General features: G+C 70.8%; 20 protein-coding genes. 14 read left to right on the forward strand and 6 right to left on the reverse strand.

What is annotated here, in order from left to right; all coding sequences use genetic code 11:
- Window positions 1-102 precede the first annotated feature (102 nt).
- Window positions 103-1,329 carry an acyl-CoA dehydrogenase family protein gene (locus tag POF73_RS36575; protein WP_272123524.1) on the reverse strand — a complete coding sequence of 409 codons (1,227 nt, stop codon included), beginning with the start codon at window positions 1,327-1,329 and terminating at the stop codon, window positions 103-105.
- Between the two features lie 185 nt (window positions 1,330-1,514).
- Between POF73_RS36575 and POF73_RS36580 the strand changes: the two genes are divergently transcribed.
- A complete protein-coding gene (locus POF73_RS36580) occupies window positions 1,515-2,159 on the forward strand; it encodes a TetR family transcriptional regulator (RefSeq protein WP_272123525.1) in 645 nt (214 codons plus the stop codon).
- 70 nt (window positions 2,160-2,229) lie between these two features.
- Here POF73_RS36580 and def read toward each other — a convergent pair whose 3' ends face one another.
- On the reverse strand, window positions 2,230-2,769 hold the full coding sequence (def, locus tag POF73_RS36585; RefSeq protein WP_272123526.1) for a peptide deformylase: 540 nt from the start codon (window positions 2,767-2,769) through the stop codon (window positions 2,230-2,232).
- Between the two features lie 112 nt (window positions 2,770-2,881).
- On the opposite strand from def, the gene POF73_RS36590 reads away from it, so the two are divergent.
- From POF73_RS36590 to POF73_RS36620, 7 genes are all read left to right on the forward strand, one after another.
- Window positions 2,882-4,120, forward strand: a complete 1,239-nt coding sequence (locus tag POF73_RS36590) for a MurT ligase domain-containing protein (RefSeq protein ID WP_272123527.1) — start codon at window positions 2,882-2,884, stop codon at window positions 4,118-4,120.
- Between the two features lie 23 nt (window positions 4,121-4,143).
- Window positions 4,144-4,872 (forward strand): type 1 glutamine amidotransferase, encoded by a 729-nt coding sequence (locus tag POF73_RS36595; protein WP_272123528.1) that lies wholly within the window; start codon window positions 4,144-4,146, stop codon window positions 4,870-4,872.
- A 191-nt stretch (window positions 4,873-5,063) separates the two neighbouring features.
- Window positions 5,064-6,089, forward strand: coding sequence for a 6-phosphofructokinase (locus tag POF73_RS36600; RefSeq protein WP_272123529.1), 1,026 nt, complete (start codon window positions 5,064-5,066; stop codon window positions 6,087-6,089).
- Between the two features lie 113 nt (window positions 6,090-6,202).
- Window positions 6,203-7,153 (forward strand): cytochrome c oxidase assembly protein, encoded by a 951-nt coding sequence (locus tag POF73_RS36605; RefSeq protein ID WP_272123530.1) that lies wholly within the window; start codon window positions 6,203-6,205, stop codon window positions 7,151-7,153.
- Window positions 7,154-7,283: 130 nt separating this feature from the next.
- On the forward strand, window positions 7,284-8,660 hold the full coding sequence (locus POF73_RS36610; RefSeq protein WP_334313646.1) for a PASTA domain-containing protein: 1,377 nt from the start codon (window positions 7,284-7,286) through the stop codon (window positions 8,658-8,660).
- Between the two features lie 38 nt (window positions 8,661-8,698).
- On the forward strand, window positions 8,699-10,837 hold the full coding sequence (locus tag POF73_RS36615; protein WP_272123532.1) for a serine/threonine-protein kinase: 2,139 nt from the start codon (window positions 8,699-8,701) through the stop codon (window positions 10,835-10,837).
- Window positions 10,838-10,849: 12 nt separating this feature from the next.
- A complete protein-coding gene (locus POF73_RS36620; RefSeq protein ID WP_272123533.1) occupies window positions 10,850-11,020 on the forward strand; it encodes a hypothetical protein in 171 nt (56 codons plus the stop codon).
- A gap of 18 nt (window positions 11,021-11,038) precedes the next feature.
- On the opposite strand, the gene POF73_RS36625 is transcribed toward POF73_RS36620, so the two are convergent.
- From POF73_RS36625 to POF73_RS36640, 4 genes are all read right to left on the reverse strand, one after another.
- Window positions 11,039-12,256: a sensor histidine kinase gene (locus POF73_RS36625; RefSeq protein WP_272123534.1), complete on the reverse strand. Its 1,218-nt coding sequence runs from the start codon at window positions 12,254-12,256 to the stop codon at window positions 11,039-11,041.
- Between the two features lie 127 nt (window positions 12,257-12,383).
- The gene (locus POF73_RS36630) at window positions 12,384-14,096 is read right to left on the reverse strand and encodes a sodium/solute symporter (protein ID WP_272123535.1); all 1,713 of its coding nucleotides are present in this window, start codon (window positions 14,094-14,096) and stop codon (window positions 12,384-12,386) included.
- 46 nt (window positions 14,097-14,142) lie between these two features.
- Window positions 14,143-14,502: a hypothetical protein gene (locus tag POF73_RS36635; protein WP_272123536.1), complete on the reverse strand. Its 360-nt coding sequence runs from the start codon at window positions 14,500-14,502 to the stop codon at window positions 14,143-14,145.
- 2 nt (window positions 14,503-14,504) lie between these two features.
- A complete protein-coding gene (locus POF73_RS36640) occupies window positions 14,505-15,257 on the reverse strand; it encodes a LytR/AlgR family response regulator transcription factor (RefSeq protein ID WP_272123537.1) in 753 nt (250 codons plus the stop codon).
- A gap of 78 nt (window positions 15,258-15,335) precedes the next feature.
- On the opposite strand from POF73_RS36640, the gene POF73_RS36645 reads away from it, so the two are divergent.
- From POF73_RS36645 to POF73_RS36670, 6 genes are all read left to right on the forward strand, one after another.
- Window positions 15,336-15,821: an Lrp/AsnC family transcriptional regulator gene (locus POF73_RS36645; protein WP_272123538.1), complete on the forward strand. Its 486-nt coding sequence runs from the start codon at window positions 15,336-15,338 to the stop codon at window positions 15,819-15,821.
- Window positions 15,822-15,978: 157 nt separating this feature from the next.
- Entirely contained in the window at window positions 15,979-16,797 is an 819-nt protein-coding gene (gene ddaH, locus POF73_RS36650; protein ID WP_272123539.1) for a dimethylargininase, read from the forward strand.
- Window positions 16,797-18,014: an ornithine--oxo-acid transaminase gene (gene rocD, locus POF73_RS36655; protein ID WP_272123540.1), complete on the forward strand. Its 1,218-nt coding sequence runs from the start codon at window positions 16,797-16,799 to the stop codon at window positions 18,012-18,014. Before ddaH ends, rocD begins: the two co-directional genes overlap by 1 nt.
- A 396-nt stretch (window positions 18,015-18,410) precedes the next feature.
- Window positions 18,411-20,873 (forward strand): SpoIIE family protein phosphatase, encoded by a 2,463-nt coding sequence (locus tag POF73_RS36660; protein ID WP_272123541.1) that lies wholly within the window; start codon window positions 18,411-18,413, stop codon window positions 20,871-20,873.
- Between the two features lie 103 nt (window positions 20,874-20,976).
- Window positions 20,977-22,209 (forward strand): PP2C family protein-serine/threonine phosphatase, encoded by a 1,233-nt coding sequence (locus tag POF73_RS36665; RefSeq protein WP_272123543.1) that lies wholly within the window; start codon window positions 20,977-20,979, stop codon window positions 22,207-22,209.
- A 322-nt stretch (window positions 22,210-22,531) separates the two neighbouring features.
- The gene (locus POF73_RS36670; RefSeq protein WP_272123544.1) at window positions 22,532-23,263 is read left to right on the forward strand and encodes a lysophospholipid acyltransferase family protein; all 732 of its coding nucleotides are present in this window, start codon (window positions 22,532-22,534) and stop codon (window positions 23,261-23,263) included.
- Window positions 23,264-23,429 lie beyond the last annotated feature (166 nt).

Below are 23,429 nucleotides of genomic sequence, written 5' to 3' on the forward strand. Positions count from 1 at the left end.
TTCCTCCATGAACTCGGCTGCGGACACCCCCTAGGGGCGCGGGGAACTGCGCGACCAGCCACAACCAACCCGCGGACCGAATCGCGCAGATCCCATACGGCACTACCGAATCGGCATACCCGCCAACGTACGGGCAATCACCAGCCGCTGGATCTCGCTCGTCCCCTCGAAGATCGTGTAGATGGCGCTGTCCCGGTGCATCCGCTCCACGGGGTACTCCCGGGTGTAGCCGTTACCGCCCAGGATCTGTATCGCCTGAGCCGTGACCTTCTTGGCGGTCTCGCTCGCGTACAGCTTCGACATCGACCCCTCGGCCGCGGTGAACGGCTTCCCGTTGACCGCCATCCAGGACGCACGCCACACCAGCAGCCGCGCCGCGTCGATCTGCGTCCGCATGTCGGCGAGCTCGAAGGCGACACCCTGGTTGTCGATGATCGGCCGGCCGAACTGCTCACGCGTCTTCGCGTAGTCGAGGGCAACCTCGTAAGCCGCCCGAGCCGTACCCACCGCCATGGCTCCCACCGCGGGGCGGCTCGCCTCGAACGTGGCCATCGCCGCGTTCTTCACCCGCTCCCCACCGGCCTTGGCCCGCTCGCGCGCCCGCGCCAGCCGCTCGTCCAGCTTCGCCTTGCCGCCCAGCAGGCAGGAGCCCGGCACGCGCACCTGGTCGAGGATGACCTCGGCGGTGTGCGAGGCACGGATGCCGTGCTTCTTGAACTTCTGCCCCTGGGACAGCCCCGGCGTGTTCGGCGGGATGATGAAGGAGGCGTGGCCCTTGGAGCCCAGGTCCGGGTCGACGACCGCGACGACCACGTGGACGTTGGCGATGCCGCCGTTGGTCGCCCAGGTCTTCGTGCCGTTGATCACCCACTCGTCCTTGGCCTCGTCGTACACGGCACGGGTCCGCATCGAGGCCACGTCGGAGCCAGCGTCGGGCTCGGAGGAGCAGAACGCGGCGAGCTTGACGTCGCCCGCGTCGCCGTACATCTGGGGCACCCAGGTGCCGATCTGCTCCTCGGTGCCGTTGGCGAGGACACCGACGGCCGCGAGGCCGGTGCCGACGATCGACAGGGCGATGCCCGCGTCGCCCCAGAACAGCTCCTCCATCGCCATGGGGATGCCGAGACCGGTCGGGTCGAAGTACTGCTGGGCGTAGAAGTCGAGCGAGTAGATGCCGACCTTCGCGGCCTCCTGGATGACCGGCCAGGGAGTCTCCTCACGCTCGTCCCATTCGGCGGCCGCGGGGCGGATCACATCGGCGGCGAAGCCGTGCAGCCAGTCGCGGACTTCCTTCTGTTCGTCGTTGAGCTCCATGGTGAACTCGGCCATGTCCCCTCCAGCGGCGTACGTGCATGGCTTCGCGCATGCTTGTTACTTGCGGTAACCCTAGTTTGTTACCCGTCGGTAGGTAAAGTCAACTCTCGATGCCTCGTCGGCAGCCCGTTCGATGGACAGGGCCGTATGAGTGTTAGTTTGCGCAGGCGTCATCGAAACAGCACGGGTGGGGAGAGCTCATGGACACCACGCAGCGGACCGATCAGCAGAAGTCCGCCGACCGCCGTCGGCGCGAGCTGCTGGAGGCCGCGGACAGGGTGGTGCTGCGCGACGGCCCACAGGCTTCGATGAACGCGATCGCGGCGGAGGCCGGCATCACGAAGCCGATTCTGTACCGGCACTTCGGCGACAAGGGCGGACTCTACGCGGCGCTCGCCAAGAGACACACGGATGCGCTGCTGGACTCGCTGCGGGCCGCGCTGGACGCTCCCGCGGAACGGCGCGAACGCGTCGAGGCCACGCTGGACACCTACCTCGCCGCCATCGAGGTGCGGCCTCAGGTCTACCGGTTCCTTATGCATCCGGCGGAGGCCGGGCAGGCGGCGGACCAGGGGTTCGACGTCGGCAAACACTCGGCGCCGTTGCTCCGCAGGATGGGCGAGGAGCTGGCCACCGTCATCGAGGAGCGGCTGGACCTCGGCCCCGGCAGTCAGCAGCTGGCCCGGGTGTGGGGGCACGGGATCGTCGGGATGATGCATGCCGCCGGGGACTGGTGGCTCGGCGAACGGCCGTGCTCACGCGCGGAGTTGGTGCGTAGTTTGGCTGACCTGCTGTGGGGTCGGCTTGCGGCTGCGGGGGACAAAATGGGGGGTCCGGGGTTCTGACAGTCGTATCCCGGGTGCGGGTGCGTGGGGGCTGGTCGCGCAGTTCCCCGCGCCCCTGGGGGCGTCTCCCTCACCGGCGCCAGGGCGCTCGGGCCAGTTGTCGCATCAGGCGTCTGTGACGCCGGCCCGTCACGCGGTCCGCGTACACCGCGCCTTCCAAGTGGTCGCACTCATGCTGCAGGCAGCGTGCGAAGAAACCCGTCCCGTGAATCGTCACCGGCTCGCCCGTCACCGTGAACCCCTCGACCACCGCATGGTCGTACCGCTCCGTCCCCGCCTCCAGGCCAGGCAGGGACAGACAGCCCTCCGGCCCTCGGATCACCACCCCGTCCGCCTCCACCAGCCGCGGGTTCACCACATGTCCGAGGTGGCGGACCTCCTCGTCGTCGGGGCAGTCGTACACGAACACCCGTAGCGACTCCCCCACCTGGTTCGCGGCGAGACCGACGCCCTGCGCGGCGTACATCGTTGCGAACAGGTCCTCCACGAGGGCTTCGAGTGCCGGACCGAAGTCGGTCACCTCGCGGCAGGGCTCGTGCAACAGGGGAGCACCATGCAGAGTGAGAGGCCGAACACGCCCGCGGGTGCCCGGAATGGAGCCGTTACGCATGACGGCAAGGGTACGGCGATTCGGGAGTGCGAATGGATCTCGATAGGCTGACCACCACCACGTTGCCGTAGGGCTTCAGGCGCGGCGCGTACGCAAGGAGGATCGAGAACTGATGGCAGGCAACTCGGACCCGCTCTCGCCGCGGGCCAAGATCGCCGTGACCGCGGGCAAGGCGGTCGCGGCGGCATCGCGCGCCGCAGGGCGCGGCAGCGGTTCGGTGATCGGCGGCCGGGTGGCGCTCAAACTCGACCCCGACCTTCTCGCGCGACTCGCGCAGAACCTGGACGTGGTCCTCGTCTCGGCGACCAACGGCAAGACCACGACGACCCGGCTCATCGCCGAGGCCCTGCGGGCCGCCGGGCCGGTCGTGTCCAACGCTCTCGGCGCCAACATGCCCGCCGGCATCACCTCGGCGCTCGCGGGTGGCTCCGAGGCTCGCTACGGCGTCATCGAGGTCGACGAGAAGTACCTCGCGGGGGTCGCCCGGGACACGGATCCGAAGTGCATCGCGCTTCTCAACCTCTCCCGCGACCAGCTGGACCGCGCCGCCGAGACCCGGATGCTCGCGGAGAACTGGCGCGAGGGGCTCGCGGGCTCGAAGGCCGTGGTCGTCGCCAACGCCGACGACCCGCTGGTCGTGTGGGCGGCCTCCTCCTCCCCCAATGTGGTCTGGGTCGCCGCCGGCCAGATGTGGAAGGACGACGCCTGGTCCTGCCCGTCCTGCGGCGGCGTGATGCAGCGGCCCGGGGACGACTGGTTCTGCGGTGACTGCGGCTTCCGCCGTCCCACGCCGAGCTGGGCGCTCTCCGGTGACCATGTGCTCGACCCGCACGGGTCCGCCTGGCCCATCCATCTGCAGCTGCCCGGCCGTGCGAACAAGGCCAACGCCGCGTCCTCGGCCGCCGTCGCCGCCGTGTTCGGCGTACCGCCGCAGGTCGCCCTGGAGCGGATGTACCAGGTACAGGCCGTCGCCGGCCGGTACGACGTCGTGCAGTTCGAGGGACGGGATCTGCGGCTGCTGCTCGCCAAGAACCCGGCCGGCTGGCTGGAGACGTTCTCCCTGATCGACCCGCCGCCGACCCCGGTGATCCTCTCGGTCAACGCACGCGGCGCCGACGGCACCGACACCTCCTGGCTGTGGGACGTCGACTACACGCGGCTGACCGGGCACCCGATCTGTGTCATCGGCGACCGCAGACTCGACCTCGCGGTGCGCCTGGAGGTCGCGAACCAGCAGTTCCAGGTCTGCGAGAACCTCGACCAGGCCGTGCAGGCGTGCCCGCCGGGCCGGATCGAGGTCATCGCCAACTACACCGCGTTCCAGGACCTGCGCCGCCGGGTCGGCAACTGAGCACGAGACTTCAGGGGACTTAAGTGAGCGACAACCAACTGCGGGTCGTCTGGATCTACCCGGACCTGCTCAGCACCTACGGCGACCAGGGCAACGTCCTCGTCGTGGAGCGCCGGGCCCGGCAGCGCGGTCTCGACGTGGCCCGCCTCGACGTGCGCAGCGACCAGCCGATCCCGACGTCCGGGGACATCTATCTGATCGGCGGCGGCGAGGACCGCCCGCAGCGGCTGGCGGCCGAGCGGCTGCGCCGGGACGGCGGGCTGCACCGGGCCGTCGAGAACGGCGCGATCGTGTTCTCCGTGTGCGCCGGGTACCAGATCCTCGGGCACGAGTTCATCAACGACCTCGGCCAGCGTGAACCGGGCCTCGGCCTGATCGACGTGGTGTCCGTGCGCGGCGAGGGCGAGCGGTGCGTCGGTGACGTGCTCGCCGACATCGACCCGCGCCTCGGTCTGCCCCCGCTGACCGGCTTCGAGAACCACCAGGGCGTCACCCACCTCGGCCCGACCGCCCGGCCTCTCGCCCAGGTCCGCCTCGGCAACGGCAACGGCACGGGGGACGGCACGGAGGGGGCGTACAACGACACCGTCTTCGGTACGTACATGCACGGGCCGGTGCTGGCGCGGAACCCGCTGATCGCCGACCACCTGCTGAAGCTGGCGCTCGACGTGAACGCGCTGCCCCCGACGGACGACCGCTGGTACGAGGCGCTGCGGGGCGAGCGCATCGCGGCCGCGCAGCAGCCTGCCTGACGGGATCGCTCAGCCGGGTGCCGGCCCCGCCGTCACCAGCCCGTCTGACGGGGTGTCCGCACAGGTGAGCGGGGTCGTCCAGCAGGCGGACGCACGGTTCGGCCCCGCCACCCGATGCCGCTAGGGTGGCGGGGATTCAAGCCGGACAGCGTGGTCCGGTCCCGGCCCACGTTGAGAAGGTTTTTCGGGCTATGCGCATTGGTGTCCTCACGTCCGGCGGCGACTGCCCCGGCCTGAACGCCGTCATCCGGTCCGTCGTGCACCGCGCCGTCGTCGACCACGGCGACGAGGTCATCGGCTTTCGGGACGGCTGGAAGGGCCTCCTGGAGTGCGACTACCTCAAGCTCGACCTCGACGCGGTGGGCGGCATCCTCGCCCGCGGCGGCACGATCCTCGGTTCCTCCCGGGTCCAGCCCTCCCATCTGCGGGACGGTGTGGAGCGAGCCAAGGGCCATGTCGAGGAGCTCGGCCTCGACGCGATCATCCCCATCGGCGGTGAGGGCACGCTGAAGGCCGCCCGGCTGATGTCGGACAGCGGCCTGCCCGTGGTGGGGGTGCCGAAGACCATCGACAACGACATCGCGGTCACGGATGTCACCTTCGGTTTCGACACCGCCGTGACGGTGGCGACCGAGGCGCTGGACCGCCTCAAGACCACCGCCGAGTCCCATCAGCGGGTGCTCGTCGTCGAGGTCATGGGACGGCACACCGGCTGGATCGCGCTGCACTCCGGCATGGCGGCCGGCGCGCACGCCATCGTCGTGCCGGAACGACCCTTCGACATCGACGAGTTGACCCGGGTGGTCGGTGCGCGGTTCGAGGCGGGCAAGCGCTTCGCGATCGTCGTGGCGGCCGAGGGCGCCAAGCCGCAGCCCGGATCCATGGCGTTCGACGAGGGCGGCAAGGACATCTACGGGCACGAGCGGTTCGCCGGGATCGCCCGTCAGCTGTCCATCGAGCTGGAGGAGCGCCTCGGCAAGGAGGCGCGGCCGGTGATTCTGGGGCATGTGCAGCGCGGTGGTACGCCGACCGCGTACGACCGTGTTCTGGCCACTCGTTTCGGGTGGCATGCGGTGGAGGCGGTGCACCGTGGGGAGTTCGGTCACATGACGGCGCTCCAGGGGACCGACATCGTGATGGTGCCGCTGGCCGAGGCCGTGGAGACGTTGAAGACGGTGCCGGCGGACCGGTACGAAGAGGCGGAGTGCGTCCTCTAGATCACGTCGTGCGGAACTGAAGAATCTGCCCCCGGCCGCAACTGCGGTCGGGGGCAGTTCTAATCTGTGTGCGGACAGATTTGCACAACCCCCACGAATCAGGAGCCGCCGGAATGGATCACAGCGGGCACGGCATGACCATGGATCTGCCGCCGTTCACGCTGGGACGAGGGCTGCAGTGGTCGGCCGACCCGTTCTTTCTCGTGGCCTGTCTCGTGGGGCTCGCGTTGTATGCGTGGGGCGTCGTGCGACTGCGGCGGCGCGGGGATTCGTGGTCCGTGGGACGGACGGTCTCATTCGTCGTCGGTGTGCTGTCCGTGATGCTCGTGATGTGCACCGGGCTGAACGACTACGGAATGGTCATGTTCAGCGTGCACATGGTGCAGCACATGGTGATCAGCATGCTGTCGCCGATTCTGATCCTGCTCGGCGCGCCCGTCACGCTGGCGCTGCGGGCGTTGCCGCCCGCCGGGCGGGGGCGCAAGGGGCCACGGGAATTGCTGCTGGCCCTGCTGCACAGCCGGTACATGCGGATCATCACGCATCCGGCGTTCACCATTCCGCTGTTCATCGCGAGCCTTTACGCGCTGTATTTCACCCCGCTCTTCGACTTCCTGATGGGCTCGAAGACCGGGCACATCGCGATGATGGTGCACTTCCTCGCCGTGGGCGTGGTGTTCTTCTGGCCGATCATCGGCGTGGATCCCGGTCCGCACCGGCCGGGGTATCTCATGCGGATGCTGGAGCTGTTCGCGGGAATGCCGTTCCACGCGTTCTTCGGTATCGCGTTGATGATGGCGTCGGAGCCGATGGTCGAGACGTTCAAGAACCCTCCCGCCTCGCTCGGCATCGAGGCACTCGCCGACCAGAACGCGGCCGGCGGTATCGCCTGGGCGTTCAGTGAGATTCCGTCCGTACTGGTGCTGATCGCACTGCTGTTCCAGTGGTACGGCTCCGAGCAGCGGCAGGCCCGCCGAAAGGACCGTGCCGCCGACCGGGACGGCGACCAGGAACTTGAGGCGTACAACGCCTATTTGGCCTCATTGAACGCACGCGGAAACTGAGGAAACCGAAAGGCGTCGCCTTTCAGTAGCATGAAGCGCGTCGGGGGAACCGCCGGGGGGAGCGGTAATGGCGTTTCATGTTTTCGTACACAGGGCCGGAAAAGCGGCGATTCGGAGGATCGCCGTCCTGTTGGTCTTCGTTCTGGCACTCAGCGGGTGCGATCGCGGCGCGCCGTTGTTCGTGGTGCGGGCCGTCGCCGCGGGAGTTCCGTCGCTCGCGCCCTTCTTCGACGAGGGACAGGGGCTGGGCCGGGACCAGCGGGTCCAGGCGCTGACGGCGCACGGTGGCCTTCAGCAGGGGGATACGCCGGGTCTGTACGGGGGATCGAAGCAGCCGACGATCTGTGATGTCGTACGGCTGAAGAAGTTTCTCACCGATCCCGCCAATGAGCGGAAGGCACAGGCGTGGGCAGCCGCGCTCTCCATTACCACGGCCGAGATTCCGGAATATCTCGATCGGCTCACACCCGTTCTCCTGCGTCACGACACTCTCGTGACGAATCACGACTACAAGAAGGGGAAGGCCACCCCCTTCAACGCGCTGCTCCAGACCGGAATCGCGATACTCGTCGACGCGGCAGGACTGCCCGCCGTGAAGTGCTCGTGCGGAAATCCGTTGCGGCCCTTCGAGGGTGACACGACGCGGATAAAGGTCGAGTTCGACGACCGCAACGAGGAGTGGAAGGGATACGAGAAGTCGTCCGTGGTGGCGGTGCGTCCCGCTCCGCGGAAGGTGCAGCGGCTCGCTCTCGTCGACGTCGACGAACCCGACCGCGGCATCAACCGGCCCGTCGGCACCACCGGCGACGACGACACGACGTTCGACACGCGTGAGCGGCGAGCGGTGCCCGACCTCGCCGGGACGACCTTCGGGCAGGCGAGCCGGCGACTGGCCGCCGACGGGCTGGCGGTCGCCTTCGAGGGCGGTGGGCTGCCGCCGGACGACGCCCGGGTCACGGCGTCGGATCCGCCGGCCGGGACCGAGCTGCGGTTCGGGGAGTACGTGATGTTGAGCGTGGCCGGGGGAAGTGCCGAAGGCTCGTCGGACTCGTCCGGGTCGTCCGGGTCGTCAGGCTCGGCGGGGTCGTCCGATGGGCCGACGTCCACGTCTCCAAGCCCGGGCACGTCCCCGTCGACGCCGGGTCCCTCGACCTCGACGCCGTCGACTCCGTCCACGTCCCCGTCGTCCCCGTCGTCCCCGTCCTCCTCCGCTCCCCCGCCCTCCAGCCCGGGTACGAGCAAGCCGCCGTCCTCGTCCGCGCCGCCCACCTCCGCGCCGCCCCCGACGACCAAGAACCCCACGGCCAGCTCGGCACCTCCGCCCAGCACCCCTCCCCCGGCGACCACGAGCTCGCCCCCGACCAGCGCCCCGGTCACCACCAGCGCGCCGCCGCCCACCACGAGCGCGCCCGTCACGACGGTTCCCACTACTGGCGCGCCGTCCACGGTCGTGCCCTCCACCGTCGTGCCGTCCACCGACGGCCGCACCGCGAGCGCAGTCGTCTAGCAACCACCCAGCGCCCCCGCAGAACCGGGAGTCACCGGATGCCTTCAGGATCACCGACGTCGGGAGTGGGCCGGGTCATCGCCGGCCGATATCTGCTGCTGAACCGGCTCGGCAGCGGCGGCATGGGCCATGTCTGGCTCGCTCACGACCAGAGACTCGCCTGTGAGGTCGCGCTCAAGGAGATCCTGTTCCGGGACCCGGCGGAGGCCGACGAGCGTGAGGCCCGGGTGGCCCGGGCCCGTGCCGAGGCCCGGCACGCGGCCGGGCTGCGGGGACATCCGCACGTGGTGACCGTGCATGACGTGCTGGAACACGAGGGCCTGCCGTGGATCGTCATGGAGTACGTGGCGGGCGCCGTGAACGTGCGGGACCTGGTCGATCAGCGCGGGCCGCTGGCGCCCGCGGAGTGCGCCCGGATCGGGCTCGCCGTGCTCGACGCGCTGACCGCCGGGCACGAGCGGGGCATCATGCACCGGGACGTGAAGCCGGCGAACATCCTGCTGGCACCGGATCGCACGGGGGCGCCGTACGCGCGCGTGCTGCTCACGGACTACGGCATCTCGGTGCAGCCGGACGCCGGTGAGACGCGGTACACGCTGGCGTCGGTGCTCGTGGGAACGGCGGGCTATCTGGCGCCGGAGCGGGTCACGGGAGAGGCGCCCACGCCGGCCACCGATCTGTTCTCGCTGGGCTGCACGCTGTACTACGGCGTCGAGGGCCGGGGTCCCTTCGACCGGGAGTCGCATCTGGCCGAGCTCACCGCGGTGGTCATGGAGGAACCCCGGGCGGCCGGGCGGGCCGGGGCGCTGGAGCCGGTTCTGCGGGCCCTGCTGGAGAAGGACCCGGGGCAGCGGATGTCGGCCGAGGAGGCGGAGACGGCGCTGTCGCGAATCGTCACGCCGGACGCCGACGCGTATGCGCGGACCCAGACCGACCTCGGCTCGCAGCCGCACTGGGGTGGGGCGCCGCCGCCGGGTCCCGCGCCGGAGGCGCCCGGTTTCGGCGCTTCGAACGCGCCCGAACGGCCCGACGCGGCGGGGTTCGGCACGCCGAACGCCTCCGGCCGGCCCGGTGGCGGCCAGGGCTTCGCGGCCCCGTCCCCCGGCCTTGCCGGCGCACCGACCGCCGCGGGCCCTGGTCCCGTGGGCGGGCAGCCGGGCGGGGCGCAGGGCCATGGTTCTACGCCCGGGCAGCCCGGCGGGCCGCAGGTCTACGGTTCCCGACCCGAGCAGCCCGGCAGGGCGCAGGGCTTCGACTCCGCACCCGAGCAGCCCAGCAGGCCACAGAGCTACGGCTCCCCGCCCGAGCAGCTCGTCGGGCTGCAGGGCTTCGGGCCCGGGTCGGGCGGGCGGCGGCGGACCCGTCCCCGGGTCCTCCACGCGGTCCTCGCCGGCCTCCTCGGGCTGGCGCTCGCCGGGGCCGGTGTCTGGTACGCGCTGGCGCAGGGTGAGGTGACCGGCGGGACCGAGCGGCCGTACGGCGACACGGTCGGACTCGGTGATGCGCTGAAGGACGGTGACTGTGTGCTCGCCGACTGGCCCGGTGCGACGGCCTTCCAAGGCACGCCCCGGCTGAGTCTGGAGCCGAGCTGCGGGGCGAAGGCGATCGACGGGCAGGTGATGGCGTTCGTCTCGGCCAAGTCCGCCACCGAGGCGCGCGAGGAGGGGCCCGCGGCGTGCGAGGAGCGGACGGAGGAGATCCGGGGGAGGCTCGCGGACGTCCGCAGCTACGCCGTCGTACCGAGTGCGGCGGGCTTCGAGGCGGCCGACCGGCGCACCGCCTGTCTGGTGCTGGGGGCGCACGGGCCGGTGTACGGGCCGCTGGGCGAGCACCGCAAGGCGGGAGTGGCGTTCGCGGACACGGCGACCATGCAGCGGCGGGACTGTCTGGACGTACGCTCCCACCGGGACGCCCGGCTGGTTTCCTGCACCGATCCGCACGACGAGCAGGTGCTCGGGTTCACCCGGTTGGCCGCCGACGTCACGCTGACCGAGGCGCGCACCGAGTCGGACACGGCGTGCGCCAGGGATGTGCCACCGCGCGACTACGGCTTCGATCCTTCCGTGTACACAGCCGGTTCCTGGACGAGCGAGGGGTCCTGGAAGAACGGCACTCATTTCGTCGTGTGCACCGTCCGGAGGCAGAACGGGGGCACCATGGAGGGTGACGAACCTTAGGAGGGTGTTGCGATGCCCGGATCTGCGGACGGTTCTACTAAGGCGATGGGGGTGATCACCGTGGGTGGGCTGGTCGTGGTGACGGCCTACACGGTGGCGCTCGGGAGCAATGGCTGGCTGTGGTTCGGGTGGGTGGTGCTGGGGCTGATCACGCTGGGGATGGTCGCCAGCCGCAGCACCTGAGCCTCGTTCCCGGGTGGGTCACTCCCGGGTGAGCCGCCCCGCGGAGTGCACCCCCGGCTGGTACTTCGGCAGCCGGGCGGTGATCTTCATGCCCGCTCCCGGGGCGGTCTCGATGACGAGGCCGTAGCCATCGCCGTAGACCTGGCGGAGCCGGTCGTCCACGTTGGACAGCCCGATGCCGCCGGACGGGCTGACCTCGCCGGCGAGGATGCGGCGCAGCAGGCCTGGGTCCATTCCGGCGCCGTCGTCCTCGATGACCACGAGGGCCTCGGCGCCGGCGTCCTGTGCGGTGATGCTGATGTGGCTCTTGCCGGCTGCGGACCCCGCCCTGCCCTCCAGGCCGTGCTTGACGGCGTTCTCGACCAGCGGCTGCAGGCAGAGGAAGGGCAGGGCGACCGGCAGCACCTCGGGGGCGATCTGCAGGGTGACGGAGAGGCGGTCGCCGAAGCGTGCCCGGACCAGCGCCAAGTAGTGGTCGATGGCGTGGAGTTCGTCGGCGAGGGTGGTGAAGTCGCCGTGCCTGCGGAAGGAGTAACGGGTGAAGTCGGCGAATTCCAGGAGCAGTTCGCGGGCGCGCTCCGGGTCGGTGCGGACGAACGAGGCGATCACCGCCAGCGAGTTGAAGATGAAGTGCGGGGAGATCTGCGCCCGCAGCGCCTTGATCTCGGCCTCGATCAGGCGGGTGCGGGACTGGTCGAGGTCGGCCAGTTCCAGCTGGACGGAGACCCAGCGGGCCACTTCGCCGGCCGCGCGGACGAGTACCGCCGACTCGCGGGGCGCGCAGGCGACGAGGGCGCCGTGGACGCGGTCGTCGACGGTGAGCGGGGCGACTACCGCCCAGCGCACCGGGCAGTCGGGGGCGCCGCAGGTGAGCGGGAAGGCCTCGCCGCGGCCCGACTCCAGTGGTCCGGCGAGGAGTTCCATGATCTCCGTACGGTGATGACCGCCCACCCCGTCCCAGACCAGGACCTCCTTCTGGTCGGTCAGGCACAGCGCGTCGGTGCCGAGGAGTGAGCGGAGTCTGCGGGCCGACTTGCGGGCGGTCTCCTCGGTGAGTCCGGCCCGGAGCGGGGGTGCGGCGAGGGAGGCGGTGTGCAGGGTCTCGAAGGTGGCGTGCTCGACCGGGGTGCCGAGGCCGCCGAGGCTCTGCGGGCGGGCGGTGCGGCGGCCAAGCCAGAACCCGGCGGCGAGCAGCGGGAGGATCGCCACGCACAGGCCCGCGATGAATCCGCTCATGCCGCAACCGCCTCGCGTCGTCCGGCCATGAGCCGCCCTGCGCACAGTGGTCCTGCACCCAGCCGCCCCGTGCACAGTCGTCCTGCCCGCAGTCGTCCGGCCATGAGTCGTCCGGCGATGAGATGCCTCATGCCTTCACCTCCGCCCGCAGTTCCTCCGGCAGATGGAAGCGGGCCAGGATCGCCGCCGTGCCGGGCGGCACCCGGCCCGGGGTGGCCAGGGACACCAGGATCATCGTGAAGAAGCCCAGCGGCACCGACCAGAGCGCGGGCCAGGCCAGCAGTGCGTGCAGCGCACCGGAGCCCGGGAAGCCCGCCATCGTCGCCGCCACGGCGATGAGCGCGGAGCCCCCGCCGACCAGCATCCCGGCGGCGGCGCCGGGCGGGGTCAGCCGGCGCCACCAGATGCCGAGGACGAGCAGTGGGCAGAAGGAGGACGCCGACACGGCGAAGGCCAGGCCCACCGCGTCGGCCACCGGCAGCCCGCCGACCAGGGCGCTCGCGGCGAGTGGGACGGCCATGGCGAGGACCGTGCCGAGCCGGAAGTGCCGTACCCCGCGCGACGGCAGTACGTCCTGGGTGAGGACGCCCGCGACGGCCATGGTCAGGCCCGACGCCGTGGACAGGAACGCGGCGAAGGCGCCGCCGGCGATCAGCGCGCCGAGCAGGTCGCCGCCGAGGCCGCCGATCATGCGGTCGGGCAGGAGGAGTGCGGCCGCGTCCGCGTCGCCGGTGAGGGTGAGTTCGGGGGCGTAGAGGCGGCCGAGGGCGCCGTAGACCGGGGGCAGGAGGTAGAAGGCGCCGATCAGGCCGAGCACGGCGACGGTGGTGCGGCGGGCGGCGACGCCGTGCGGGCTGGTGTAGAAGCGGACCACGACGTGCGGCAGGCCCATGGTGCCGAGGAAGGTGGCGAGGATCAGTCCGTACGTGGCGTACAGCGGGCGTTCGCCGCGGCTCTCGGCCTGCGAGGGCGACAGGCCGCCGCCCGCCCGGTGGTCGGGTTCGGGGACCTCGGCGCCCTGCGGGAAGGTGAGGCGGGTGCCGCCGTCGATGCGGTGGGTGCCGGCCGGGAGCCGGAGCTGCTGGTCCTCGTGGGCGCGGCCGTCGATCGTGCCGTTCACGGTGACGGTCAGCGGGCTTTCGAGCCTCATGTCGAGGGTGTTCTTGACGCGGACCACGCTTTGTTCGCGGAAGGTCGCCGGTTCGTCGAAGGCGCGGCTGGGGGCGCCGTCGCCCTGCCAGGCGAGGATCAGGAAGAGGGCGGGGACCAGCAGGGCGGTGAGTTTGAGCCAGTACTGGAAGGCCTGTACGAAGGTGATGCTGCGCATGCCGCCGGCGGCGACGATGGCGACCACGACGACGGCGACGATGAGTCCGCCGAGCGAGTCGGGCGCGCCCGTCAGCACGGTCAGCGTCAGCCCGGCGCCCTGGAGTTGGGGCAGCAGGTACAGCCAGCCGGTGCCGACGACGAAGGCGCCGGCGAGTCGGCGTACGGCCTGCGAGGACAGCCGTGCCTCGGCGAAGTCGGGGAGGGTGTAGGCGCCCGAGCGGCGCAGCGGGGCCGCGACGAACAGCAGCAGGACCAGGTATCCGGCGGTGTAGCCGACCGGGTACCAGAGCATGTCCGGGCCCTGCACGAGGACCAGGCCCGCGATGCCGAGGAAGGAGGCGGCGGAGAGGTATTCGCCGCTGATCGCGGCCGCGTTGAGGCGGGGGCCGACGGTGCGGGAGGCGACGTAGAAGTCGGAGGTGGTGCGGGAGATACGCAGGCCGAAGGCGCCGACGAGGACGGTGGCCAGGACGACGAGGGCGACGGCGGGGACGGCGTAGCTGGAGTTCACGGCCGCATCGGTTCCTGGTCTCGCTTTCTCGGGTCGGCTTCTCGGCTCAGCGGTCCTCGACGAGCCGTACGAAGTCGCGTTCGTTGCGCTCGGCGCGGCGCACGAACCAGCGGGCCAGCAGGACGAGCGGGGCGTACAGACCGAAGCCGAGCACCGCCCATTCCAGGTGGCGGGCGTCGGGCATCGCGGCGAACAGCAGGGGCAGGGGTCCGACGAGCAGGCCGAGGACGGCGAACACGGCGAGGCCGGTGCGCAGTTGGGTGCGCATCAGGGAGCGGACGTAGGTGTGGCCGAGGGTGGTCTGCTCGTCGATCTCGGTGCGCGGGCGGTAGTAGCCGGAGACGGGGCGGGCCTGCCGGGGCGGGCCGGTGACGACGACGCGGCGGTCGGCGGGGTTGCTGGGCATCGTCACGGCCTCCTCATGAGCAGGTCCCGCAGCTCGCGGGTGTGCCGGCGGCTGACCTGGAGTTCCTCGGTGCCGACCATGACGCTGACGGTGCCCGCGTCGAGCCGGAGTTCGCCGATGTGGCGCAGGGCGACGAGGTGGCGGCGGTGGATGCGGACGAAGCCGCGCGAGCGCCAGCGCTCCTCCAGGGTGGACAGCGGGATGCGGACGAGGTGGCTGCCCCGGTCGGTGTGCAGTCGGGCGTAGTCGCCCTGGGCCTCGACATGGGTGATGTCGTCGACGGCGACGAAGCGGGTCACGCCGCCGAGTTCGACGGGTATGTGGTCGGGGTCGGGTTCGCTGACGGGAATGCGGGGGGCGGCGGTGTCCCGGAGTTCAGCGGCCCGGCGGACGGCCTCCGCCAGGCGTTCCTTGCGGACCGGCTTGAGGAGGTAGTCGACGGCCTTGAGGTCGAAGGCCTGGACGGCGAAGTCCTCGTGGGCGGTGACGAACACGACGAGCGGCGGGTTGGCGAACCCGGTGAGCAGCCGCGCCAGATCCAGGCCGTCCAGGCCCGGCATGTTGATGTCGAGGAAGACGACGTCGATCGCCTCGGGGCCGCCCGGCCCCGACTCCAGGGCGCGGTTGATCCGGCGCAGCGCCTCGGTCGCGTCGCCGGCGCCCTCCGCGGTGCCGATCCGGGGATCGGCGTTGAGGAGGTAGAGGAGCTCCTCCAGCGAGGGGCGTTCGTCGTCGACAGCCATGGCACGCAGCATGAATCCGGAGTCTAGGAGTAATTCGTACGCCTGCACACGTGCCTGCGTGTGGACGTTCCTGCTGGATACAGTGCCGCCATGGACAGCAGGACCTCGCCGTTCGACGGCCTCGACCGGAAGATCATCACCGCGCTGATGGCGAACGCCAGGACGAGTTTCGCGGAGATCGGCGCGGCCGTGGGGCTGTCCTCGACGGCGGTCAAGCGGCGCGTGGACCGATTGCGGGACACGGGGGTGATCACCGGATTCACGGCCACGGTCAAGCCGTCGGCGCTGGGCTGGCGTACGGAGGCGTACGTCGAGGTGTACTGCGAGGGCGCGGCGCCGCCGCGGCGGCTGGCGGAGGTGGTCCGCAACCATCCGGAGATCACCGCGGCGATGACGGTGACCGGGGGTGCGGACGCGTTGCTGCATGTGCGGGCGCGGGACGTGGACCACTTCGAGGAGGTGCTGGAGCGGATCCGTGTCGAGCCGTTCATCCGCAAGACGATCAGCGTGATGGTGCTGTCCCATCTGCTCCCGGAGAGCCCCGAGGCGGGCGCCAGCCAGCCGGCGCCGGAGTAAACCTGCGCGGCACGCAGGAAGGCTGCGCGCATCCAGTAAATCTCGCAGCATTCCTGCGTGGACACGCAATATTTGTTCCTTGTCGCTCGTATTCGGCGCTTCCTACCTTGGTGTCAACCCTCAGTCGACACTTCTCAGGAAGCGGAGGAACCCCTCTGTGTCCGACTCCCGTGTGCCGCGCCGGCGGCGGTACCTCGTCTGCGAACCCAGACACTTCGCCGTGCAGTACGCGATCAACCCCTGGATGCATCCCGACTCCCCCGTCGACGTCGACCTGGCCCAGGCCCAGTGGCAGGCGCTGATCAGCGCGTACCGGGCGCACGGCCACACCGTCGACGTCGTGGAGGCCGCGCCCGGCCTGCCGGACATGGTCTTCGCGGCGAACTCGGCGGTCGTCGTGGACGGCCGGGTCTTCGGCTCCCTCTTCCACGCGCCGGAGCGGCGGCCCGAGTCCACGCACTACGACACCTGGTTCAAGTCGGCGGGCTACGCCGTGTACCGCCCCGAGGCCGTGTGCGAGGGCGAGGGCGATCTGGTGTGGACGGGCCGGTACGTGCTGGCCGGCACCGGGTTCCGTACGACCCGCGAGGCGCATCGCGAGGTGCAGGAGTTCTTCGGCCACCCGGTGATCAGCCTGACGCTGGTGGACCCGCGCTTCTACCACCTGGACACGGCGCTGTTCGTACTCGACGACGGGCACGACAACAACATCGCCTACTACCCGGAGGCGTTCTCGCCGGGCAGCCGTGAGGTCCTCGCGCGGCTGTACCCGCACGCGGTGCACGCCACCCGGGAGGACGCGATGGCGTTCGGTCTGAACTCCGTGTCCGACGGGCGCAACGTCTTCATCGCACCCCAGGCCGAGGCCCTCGCCTCCTCTCTCGCCGACCGCGGCTATGTCCCCGTCCCCGTCGACCTGTCGGAGTTCCGCAAGGCCGGCGGCGGCATCAAGTGCTGCACCCAGGAGATCCGCTGATGACCGCTCCCGTCACCACCCGCTCTTCCGCCGACCTGATCCGTGCCGAGGAGCCGGTCCTGGCGCACAACTACCACCCGCTGCCCGTGGTCGTCGCCCGCGCCGAGGGCACCTGGGTGGAGGACGTGGAGGGCCGCCGCCATCTGGACATGCTGGCCGGCTACTCGGCGCTGAACTTCGGCCACCGCCATCCGACGCTGATCGAGGCGGCGCACCGGCAGCTGGACCTGTTGACCCTGACCTCCCGGGCCTTCCACAACGACCGTCTCGCCGAGTTCGCCGAGCGGCTGGCGGCGCTGACGGGCCTGGACATGGTGCTGCCGATGAACACGGGCGCCGAGGCCGTCGAGTCCGGCATCAAGGTGGCCCGCAAGTGGGCGTACGAGGTGAAGGGCGTCCCGGCGGACCGGGCGACGATCGTGGTCGCCGCGGAGAACTTCCACGGCCGTACGACGACGATCGTGTCGTTCTCCACGGACGAGACGGCACGACAGGGCTTCGGGCCTTTCACCCCGGGCTTCCGGATCGTGCCGTACAACGACCTGGCGGCGCTGGAGGCGGCGGTCGACGAGACGACGGCGGCGGTGCTGCTGGAGCCGATCCAGGGCGAGGCGGGCGTCGTCATCCCCGACGACGGCTATCTGACCGGCGTACGCGAGCTGACCCGCCGCAAGGGCTGCCTGTTCATCGCGGACGAGATCCAGTCGGGCCTCGGCCGCACGGGCCGAACGCTCGCCGTCGAGCACGAGGGGGTCGTCCCGGACGTCCTGCTGCTGGGCAAGGCGCTGGGCGGCGGCATCGTCCCGGTGTCCGCGGTGGTGGGCCGCCGCGACGTGCTCGGGGTGCTGCGGCCCGGCGAGCACGGCTCGACGTTCGGCGGCAACCCGCTGGCCGCGGCGGTCGGCACGGCGGTGGTCGAGCTCCTGGAGACGGGCGAGTTCCAGCGCCGCGCTGCCGAGCTGGGCGTGGTCCTGCGGGGCGGCCTGTCGGCCCTGCTCGGCAAGGGCGTCGTCGGCTTCCGCGCACGGGGTCTGTGGGCGGGCGTCGACATCGACCCCGCGGCAGGCACGGGCCGCGAGATCAGCGAGCGCCTGATGCGAGAAGGGGTCCTGGTCAAGGACACCCACGGCTCCACGATCCGCCTGGCCCCACCGCTGACGATCACTACGGAGGAGCTGCAGGGGGCGCTGGGCGCGCTGGAGAAGGTTCTGGGGTAGCCCTCGCCGGCCCGCCCGAGCCGCGCGGCGGCCGGACATCCCGGCTTCCCGGCTTCCCGGCTTCCCGGCTTCCCGGCATATCGGCAACCCGGCTCCCGAACGATCGGGGCCGGGTTGCCGCCGTTCGGCCCGAAGGAACGCGAATTTCTCGCCGCCCACCCATTTCCGCCATTTCCCGCTTCCTCGATCCCCCTCACCCCCAACCACCGCTCCCACCTCACGCCTCCATCCCCCCGCACCCACCACCCACTTTTCGCCTGCCGCACTCCCCGGCCCCACCTCGCCGTCCCCCACTCCCCGGCCCCGCCCGGCCCCCACAAAGAGGCGACGTTGACCGGAAGGGTGAAGATGGGGACAAGAGGTGGTAGACCGCTCTCAGCGACAGAGAGGTCGGCCGTGGGCACACACGAGGAGCAGGGCGTTGCCCGGCAGGGGTTCGACGTGGCGGACGCCGCGCCTCTGCTGCTCGACGCGCAGGGTCTGGTGACGGGGTGGACCAGGGACGCGCAGCGGCTGCTGGCGTACGCGGCCTCCGAGGTGGTGGGGCGGTATGTCGGAGAGCTGCTCGGGGCCCAGGACGCCGGGCGGGTTCCGGAGCTGATCGAGCGGTGTCGCAGGGAGGGCGGCTGGGTGGGGCTGCTCACCGCCCGGCACCGGGACGGCGCCCCGGTCAGGCTGATGGTGCGGATCACGTCGGCCCTCGACGAGCAGGGCCCCGCGCAGTGGCTCGTGCTGCTGTCCGAGCTCGGTGACGCCCACGGCTGGGACATGAGCCGCGACACCCTGGAGCAGATGGTCGCCCGCTCCCCCGTGGGCATAGCGATCGTCGACACGAACCTGCGCTACGTGTGGTCCAATCCCTCCCTCGCCCAGTTCGGCGGCGGCCCCCCGCGCCACCGGCTCGGTCTGCGCCTCGCGGACATCCAGCCCGGCCTGGACTCCGAGTCCATCGAGACGCAGATGCGCCAGGTGCTGGCGACCGGCGACCCGATCGTCGGCTACGAGCATGTCGGCCGCGCCCGCTCCGCCCCGCTGCGCGAGACCGCGCACATGATGTCGTTCACCCGCCTCGACGACGGCCACGGCAACCCCACCGGCGTGTACTACACGGTGGAGGACATCACCGACCGGCACCGCGCCCGGCAGCGCCTGGCCCTGCTCGACCGGGCCGGCCAGCACATCGGCCGCACCCTGGACATCACCCGCACCGCCCAGGAGCTGGCGGACGTCGCCGTACCGGGACTCGCCGACCTCGTCACCGTGGACCTGCTGGAGTCGGTGCTGCGGGGCGGCGAGCCGGCGCCCGGGCCGCTGGGCGACACGGAGCCGGTGCCGGTGCGGCGGGCGGGGTACCGGTCGGTCAACGGGAGCGTCCCGCTCACCGTCGTCGACATCGGTGCGGTGGTCACCTATCCGGCGGAGTCGCCCCCGATCCGCTGCCTGCGCACGGGCAGGTCCTGGCGCGAGGAGAAGCTCGATCCGCTCGGCGAGGCATGGGCCAAGCACGCGCGCGGCGGACAGGCGGCCATCTTCCTCGAACTGGGTCTGCACAGCGTGATGATCGTGCCGATCCGCGCACGGGGCGTCACCCTGGGCGTCACCACTTTCTTCCGGCGCCACCGTCAGGAGCCCTTCGAGGAGGACGACCTGAACCTGGCGGAGGACCTCGTCTCACGCGCCGCCGTCTGTGTCGACAACGCCCGGCGCTACACCCGCGAGCGCGACGCGGCGCTGGTCCTGCAGCGCAGCCTGCTGCCGCACCGGCTGCCCGAGCAGGACGCGGTGGAGGTGTCCGCCTGCTACCGGCCGGCCGACGAGCTGACCGGCCTCGGCGGTGACTGGTACGACGTCATCCCGCTGTCCGGGGCCCGCGTCGCCCTGGTCGTGGGCGAGGTGCCCGGGCACGGCATCGACGCCGCCGCGGCGATGGGACGGCTGCGGACCGCCGTACGGACGCTCGCCGCGCTGGAGCTGCCGCCCGACGAGGTGCTGGCCCATCTCGACGACCTGGTCGCCCGGTCGGCGCGCGAGGAGGGCGTCGACATGGGCGGGGAGGAGGCCGACGGCGCGCAGGGCGTGGGGTCGGGGTGCGTGTACGTCGTCTACGACCCGGTCGACGGGGCGTGCACGATGGCGGCGGCGGGCCATCCGGCGCCGGCCGTGATCATGCCCGACGGCTCCGTCACCTTCGTCGATCTCCCGCAGGGGCCGCCGCTCGGGGTGGGCGGTCCCCCCTTCGAGTCGGTGGAGCTGGCCCTGGCGGCGGGCAGCACGCTCGCCCTGCACACCGACGGGCTGCTGGCCGCCGGCGACGACTGGGCCGTGGACGCAGACCGGGGGCGGCTGCGGCAGGCCCTGGAGCGGGGCGCGAACTCGCCGCTCGACCTGCAGTGCCGGAGCGTCGTGGACGCCCTGGTCCCGGACCGCCCGTACGACGACGTGGCCCTGCTGATGGCCCGCACCCGCCTGCTCGGCGCCGAGCAGGTCGCCGACTGGGACCTGCCCGCCGACCCGGCCGCCGTCGCCGACGCCCGCAAGACGGCCACCCGGCAGCTGTCGGAATGGGGGCTTGCGGAGCTGGCGTTCACCACGGAACTGGTGGTCAGCGAGCTGGTCACCAACGCCATCCGGTACGCCGCCGGGCCCATCCGGCTCCGTCTGATCAGGGAGCGCGCGCTGTTCTGCGAGGTCTACGACGGCGGCGCCACCGCCCCGCACCTGCGTCATCCGCGGACCACCGACGAGGGCGGGCGCGGGCTACTGCTGGTCTCGCAGTTCACCCAGCAGTGGGGCACCCGCTTCGTCCCCGAAGGGAAGATCATCTGGGCCGAGCAGTCCTTGACGGATCCGTCGCCCTGACCTGCCGTGCGAGCGGGTGCCGCATGGGCGCATATGTAGTAAATCGGTACATACGCTGCATGGCGTGCGAAACTGTTGAGGTCCCGGTGGTGAGGCGGGAGCCATGAAAGAGACGGCGATCGACTACGAGGCGGTTTTCCAGGCCCTGCCCGGAATGGTGGCGCTGCTGACCGCCGAGCTGGTCTACGCCGACGCCAACGAGGACTTCCAGCGGCTGTCCGGACGCAGCCGCGAGGAGCTGGTGGGCCGGTACATCTTCGATGTCTTCCCCGACAACCCCAACGACCCGGCGGCGACCGGCATGCGCGACGTACGCGCGTCGATGCTGCGCGTGGTGGCCGCCGGCGAGCGCGACACCATGGCCCTGCAGCGCTACGACGTCGAGGACCCCCTGCGCCCGGGCCACTGGGAGGAGCGCTACTGGAGCCCGATCAACGCGCCCGTGCACGGCCCCGACGGGAAGGTGCAGTTCGTGCTGCACCGGGTGGAGGAGGTCACCGAACTCATCCATCTGCGGGGCGGCGCGGGCGGAAACAACCGGGCGCGGGTGCTGGAGGCCGAGCTGTACACGCGCGCCCGCGAGCTGCAGGAGCTCAACGACCGGCTGCGGCAGGCGCACGCCCGCGAACGCGAGGTGGCCCTCGCCCTGCAGGAGGCGATGCTGCCCGCCCGGCGACAGGTGGGCAACCACCGGGCAGCGGTGCGCTACCGGCCCGCGGTCGGCGCGCTGAACGTGTGCGGCGACTGGTACGACCTGGTCGACCTGGTGGGCGGCAACCGTATCGGCGTGTCCGTGGGCGACGTGGTCGGCCACGGCCTCGCGGCGGCCGGTGTCATGGGCCAGCTGCGCAGCGCGCTGAGCGCCTCCTCGCGGGTGGCCGACGGCCCGGCCCAGGCGCTGGACGTGCTGGGGCGGTACGCCCATGTGGTCGACGGCGCGGAATCGGCCACCGCGGTCACCACCTTCATCGACTTCGACGAGCGCACCATCGCCTACAGCAGCGCGGGCCATCCACCGCCGGTGCTGGTGCACGCCGACGGCAGCGTGGAGTTCCTCGACCAGGCCACCGACCCGCCGCTGGACGCCCGCCCCGACCCGGTCCCGAGACCGCAGGCCGTCACCACGTACACCCACGGCGCCACGCTCGCGCTGTACACGGACGGGCTGATCGAACGCCGCCGCGAGGACATCGACACCGGCATCGGCCGGCTCGCGGACTCCCTCGTGCGCCATCGCACGGCGGACCCCGAGACCCTTGCCGACGCCGTCCTGCTGGAACTGCTGCCGCACGGCGGCGCGACCGACGACACGGCGCTGATCATCGTGCGGCTGTGATGGACGAGCAGACGCGACGGCCCACCGCAAGGAGGGGGCACCTGCCACCCGGTGACCGTGATCGCGCCAAACCTCGCCCTCCGGTTGCCGCGCACCGACCCGTGACACCAGGCTGGTCCGGCGGTCCTCCCCACCCGCAAACGACGCCGCCCACCGGCTCCCTGACATCCGGTCAGGAAAATCGCCATTGGTCGGCATCAGTCCGACCCGACCCGGTTCCGGCCCGTCAACCCTGCGCCTACACTGACACCCCCACGGCACGCTGGTTGACCTGCCAGAACGCGGCGGCCCGAACTGACCCCCCGAGTGAGGAGCGCCCCCTTTGTTCTATTACGTCCTGAAATATGTACTGTTGGGACCTCTGCTGAGACTGGTCTTCCGGCCGCGCATAGAAGGCCTTGAGCACGTACCGGCCACGGGCGCGGCCATCGTCGCCGGCAACCACCTGTCGTTCTCGGACCACTTCCTGATGCCTGCCATGCTCAAGCGCCGCATCACTTTCCTCGCGAAGAAGGAGTACTTCACCGGCCCCGGCATCAGAGGTCGGCTGACCGCGGCCTTCTTCCGCAGCGCCGGCCAGATCCCGGTCGACCGCACGGGCAAGGAGGCAGGCCAGGCCGCGATCCGCGAGGGCCTGGGCGTCCTGCGCAAGGACGAACTCCTCGGCATCTACCCGGAGGGCACGCGCTCCCACGACGGCCGCCTGTACAAGGGCAAGGTCGGAGTCGCGGTGATGGCGCTGAAGGCGCAGGTACCGGTGATTCCCTGCGCGATGATCGGCACTTTCGAGGCGCAGCCGCCGGGCAAGGTCATCCCGAACATCCACCCCGTCGTGATCCGCTTCGGCAGGCCCTTGGACTTCTCCCGCTACGCCGGCATGGAGAACGAGAGGGCGATCCTGCGTGCCGTGACCGACGAGATCATGTACGCGATCCTGTCGCTGTCCGAGCAGGAGTACGTCGACGAGTACGCGGCCGTGGCGAAAGCAGCGCAGGCGGAGGCGGCCGGAGCCGTGGAGAGGAAGCGCGTCTTCCCGCGGATGCCGCTGGGATAGGGCGAGTTGAACAGATATGAGGGGGGGGGGGGGGGGGGGGGGGCCCCCCCCCCCCCAAACAAAAAAAAAAAAAAAAAAAAAAAAAAAAAAAAAAAAAAAAAAATAAAAAAAAAAAAAAAAAAAAAAAAAAAAAAAAAAAAAAAAAAAAAAAAAAAAAAAAAAAAAA

The sequence above is a fragment of the Streptomyces sp. HD genome (genome assembly GCF_028369295.1).
Lineage (GTDB): Bacteria > Actinomycetota > Actinomycetes > Streptomycetales > Streptomycetaceae > Streptomyces.

Bases quoted from the DNA above. Each gene is read 5' to 3' on its own strand.
- POF73_RS36645 (WP_272123538.1), top strand. From the start codon at position 15,336: ATGGACAGCAGGACCTCGCCGTTCGACGGCCTCGACCGGAAGATCATC.
- POF73_RS36600 (WP_272123529.1), top strand. From the start codon at position 5,064: ATGCGCATTGGTGTCCTCACGTCCGGCGGCGACTGCCCCGGCCTGAAC.
- def (WP_272123526.1), bottom strand. From the start codon at position 2,769: ATGCGTAACGGCTCCATTCCGGGCACCCGCGGGCGTGTTCGGCCTCTC.
- POF73_RS36640 (WP_272123537.1), bottom strand. From the start codon at position 15,257: ATGCTGCGTGCCATGGCTGTCGACGACGAACGCCCCTCGCTGGAGGAG.
- POF73_RS36575 (WP_272123524.1), bottom strand. From the start codon at position 1,329: ATGGCCGAGTTCACCATGGAGCTCAACGACGAACAGAAGGAAGTCCGC.
- rocD (WP_272123540.1), top strand. From the start codon at position 16,797: ATGACCGCTCCCGTCACCACCCGCTCTTCCGCCGACCTGATCCGTGCC.
- POF73_RS36625 (WP_272123534.1), bottom strand. From the start codon at position 12,256: ATGAGCGGATTCATCGCGGGCCTGTGCGTGGCGATCCTCCCGCTGCTC.
- POF73_RS36665 (WP_272123543.1), top strand. From the start codon at position 20,977: ATGAAAGAGACGGCGATCGACTACGAGGCGGTTTTCCAGGCCCTGCCC.
- POF73_RS36590 (WP_272123527.1), top strand. From the start codon at position 2,882: ATGGCAGGCAACTCGGACCCGCTCTCGCCGCGGGCCAAGATCGCCGTG.
- POF73_RS36605 (WP_272123530.1), top strand. From the start codon at position 6,203: ATGGATCACAGCGGGCACGGCATGACCATGGATCTGCCGCCGTTCACG.
- POF73_RS36615 (WP_272123532.1), top strand. From the start codon at position 8,699: ATGCCTTCAGGATCACCGACGTCGGGAGTGGGCCGGGTCATCGCCGGC.
- POF73_RS36635 (WP_272123536.1), bottom strand. From the start codon at position 14,502: ATGCCCAGCAACCCCGCCGACCGCCGCGTCGTCGTCACCGGCCCGCCC.
- POF73_RS36580 (WP_272123525.1), top strand. From the start codon at position 1,515: ATGGACACCACGCAGCGGACCGATCAGCAGAAGTCCGCCGACCGCCGT.
- POF73_RS36620 (WP_272123533.1), top strand. From the start codon at position 10,850: ATGCCCGGATCTGCGGACGGTTCTACTAAGGCGATGGGGGTGATCACC.